This window comes from Mesorhizobium sp. WSM4837 (assembly GCF_055811435.1).
The window spans coordinates 1-250 of the sequence record NZ_JBVVQE010000282.1; the positions used below are offsets into that span (position 1 = coordinate 1).

The following is a 250-nucleotide window of genomic DNA, read 5'->3' on the forward strand; positions in this document are numbered from 1 at the left end:
CTTCCCTAGTCGTTGCTTGCCGCCGCTCGACTTCTGCCGAGGGACCAGCCCGAGCCAGGCGGCGAAATCGCGACCGCACTTGAAGGCTTCCATCGGTGGTTTCAATGGCAAGGGCAGCGATAGGGCCGACACCGGGCATGGTCTGCAAGCGCCGAGATGTTGCAGCTTGCTTGGACAGCGTGTCGATCGTCTTCTTCAATGCCGCGAGCCGGCTGCTCAACTGGTCGATCTGGTCAAGGAGAGCGCTGCA

The 250-nt window shown here is 62.0% G+C and carries 1 pseudogene; it reads right to left on the reverse strand.

The window, feature by feature from the left end:
• A pseudogene (locus AC0L3D_RS37105) lies at positions 1-157 on the reverse strand (transposase); the annotation flags it as partial.
• Positions 158-250: the final 93 nt, after the last annotated feature.